The 2,104-nt window shown below is 54.5% G+C and carries 2 protein-coding genes and 1 pseudogene; 2 read left to right on the top strand and 1 reads right to left on the bottom strand.

The genetic code is table 11. The annotated features are described in order from the left end of the window. Both tnpA and DBO86_RS27325 read left to right on the top strand, forming a co-directional pair. On the top strand, positions 1 to 429 hold a 429-nt coding region (gene tnpA, locus DBO86_RS17125; protein WP_146173169.1), incomplete at its 5' end, for an IS200/IS605 family transposase. Positions 430 to 1,535: 1,106 nt separating this feature from the next. Beyond that, positions 1,536 to 1,622: pseudogene (locus DBO86_RS27325) on the top strand (transcriptional regulator); the annotation flags it as partial. 53 nt (positions 1,623 to 1,675) lie between these two features. On the opposite strand, the gene DBO86_RS26085 reads toward DBO86_RS27325, so the two are convergent. After that, the gene (locus DBO86_RS26085) at positions 1,676 to 1,945 is read right to left on the bottom strand and encodes a hypothetical protein (RefSeq protein WP_162884224.1); all 270 of its coding nucleotides are present in this window, start codon (positions 1,943 to 1,945) and stop codon (positions 1,676 to 1,678) included. Positions 1,946 to 2,104 lie beyond the last annotated feature (159 nt).

The following is a 2,104-nucleotide window of genomic DNA, read 5'->3' as shown; positions in this document are numbered from 1 at the left end:
GATTACAGATACGGCAGTCATACGGTCTACCAGATCGAGTATCACTTTGTTTGGGTGACTAAGTACCGATACAAGGTGCTCAGCGGTGAGGTTGCTGAGCGAGTGCGAGAGCTGGTGAGACAGACGTGCGAAGCATTTGAAATTCGGATTGTGAAAGGTGTGGTGAGCAAGGATCACGTGCATATTCTGGTGAGCAGTCCGCCGAATTTGGCGCCGAGTGAGATCATGAGGCGGATCAAGGGGCGTACGGCGAGCAAGCTTTTCGAGGAGTTTCCCCATCTGAAAAAGCGCTATTGGGGGCAGCATTTTTGGGCTCGCGGGTACTTTTGCGCGACGGTTGGGCAGATGACGGAAGAGATGATCAAGCAGTATCTGGAGCATCATTTTGAGCCGAGCCCGAACGATAATTTCAGGATGGAGCCTGACTGATCCGACGCGTCGTTCAGTCGACGCGTATCCGGACTTTCAGTCCGTAAGTCACTAACCCACCGACTTCAGTCGGTGGTTGTTGAGTGCCTTGGGCATTACACCAATGGCGTGTTTTATCGATGGTGTAAGGCATGAGCGATAAAGGTGTAATGCGGCTGCAAGCCCCGTCACTACTGGCTTTCAGCAAGTCAATTACACCTCTTACACCCATTACACCGGAATCTTTGGCATGTGGGATCGCGCGCCCCCGCCCCCGCGTGGGTGGATGCCACCAGCGGCCCAAGACTATGCGTCGGGTTCATGTTGATGGGGGCAGGCACCTGCCATATCAGGCCGGGGCCCCTGCAATGGAAGGCCCGTCACGGGTAATTCGAGCCCCGCTCTCGGGCTAGTGCACGGCCCTGAAAGTTAGTGAATTATTGAAATCGGTTAACTGGTGAAACTCCATAGAAATCATGAAATCTACTCATGTAGAAAATGGGGTCTATCTCAGCGCGCTACCCTTTGCGGGAAATCGAGCCGCGCCCAGTCGATAGCCGCCCGGCCTGCAGAAATGGCGGTCTTTCAACTTGGAGGGTAGGGGGGTACTTTGGGTTTTAGGTATACGTATAGGTATACGGTCTGCTTGCGTTGCATGTAGAGACCAATAATTACTGGCTATGTAGCGATGTGTTCTAGTCCGGCTTCGGCACCATGATTTATGCGGGTTTCAGGATTGGGATTTGGCGCAATGCTTTCCGCAATCCTGAAGCTTTTCCGCAATTCATCTGGTCAGCTTAATTTTCTTACCCCTTCGCTTTCTGGTGTACTGCTCGGTCAGGTCGGTGCCTGCTTTGGCCTGTAGATCGCCTGGTTGAAGCTACGCGTCTACCGCTTTTCTGGCCTCGAGTCTGATCCTGCTCTTTGCCGGCCCGAGTTCGTCCATATGCAAGCTCTCCCCTGTTCGTTCTCGTATGAGAGGGCCTGGTCCAGGCCATTCCTCACACCTGGGTAATACCGTCGCAATTGTACCCAGCGCATGAGCGGGGGCGGGCGCATCCATGTTTTGATTTTTCAGCTGGTTCGGTATGCGTAACATTCAATATGAATTGTTGCGTATACAGAACATGGACTATTCCCTCATCACGGTGCGACTTGGCGAGCAACTTCGGCAGCGCCGCTTGAATCGTGGGTTGACTCAGGCCGCCCTCAGCCCGAAGAAATAATCCGCAGGCAGTTGAGTGCGCTGGAACGGATACTGGCACGTTCAGATGGACTGGCCGAGCAAGCGCCGCATGTAGTCGCGGCAATCAGGCGTTGTGCCGAGCCTCTCATGCAGACCTTTGGCTAGCATGCTGACAATTCGGTTGTAGTGAAGCGGAGGCGATACCCGAGTTGTTCTGAGAGCGGTAATGGTGACGTGTTCGACACGCGCTGTTTTCTGGACTCCCACCTCCGCAGGAATGACGAGTATCTGGACGTGCATATGAGCCCTCAAGGTTTCGGCCTGAGGGCTTCTTTCTTGTGCGCCCAGCATGGGCGCACTCCTGCGGGTGCAAGTCCCGCCGTAAGTTGATCACAGCGAACGAAGTGAAGCGCAACTGCGTGAGGGTGACCGANCGTGGGGAGGAAGCGTGGAGCGTAATCTGCGAGCCGATGAACAAGAACCGGATAGAAGGCGCTATGGAGCAGGGCG

It is taken from the genome of Ectopseudomonas oleovorans (assembly GCF_003052605.1).
GTDB lineage: Bacteria > Pseudomonadota > Gammaproteobacteria > Pseudomonadales > Pseudomonadaceae > Aquipseudomonas > Aquipseudomonas oleovorans_A.
This window is presented reverse-complemented; position numbering and strand designations above follow the sequence as displayed.

What these genes read in the sequence shown, in the direction of transcription:
- DBO86_RS26085 (WP_162884224.1), bottom strand. Translation starts at nt 1,945, where the DNA reads ATGCTGGGCGCACAAGAAAGAAGCCCTCAGGCCGAAACCTTGAGGGCT.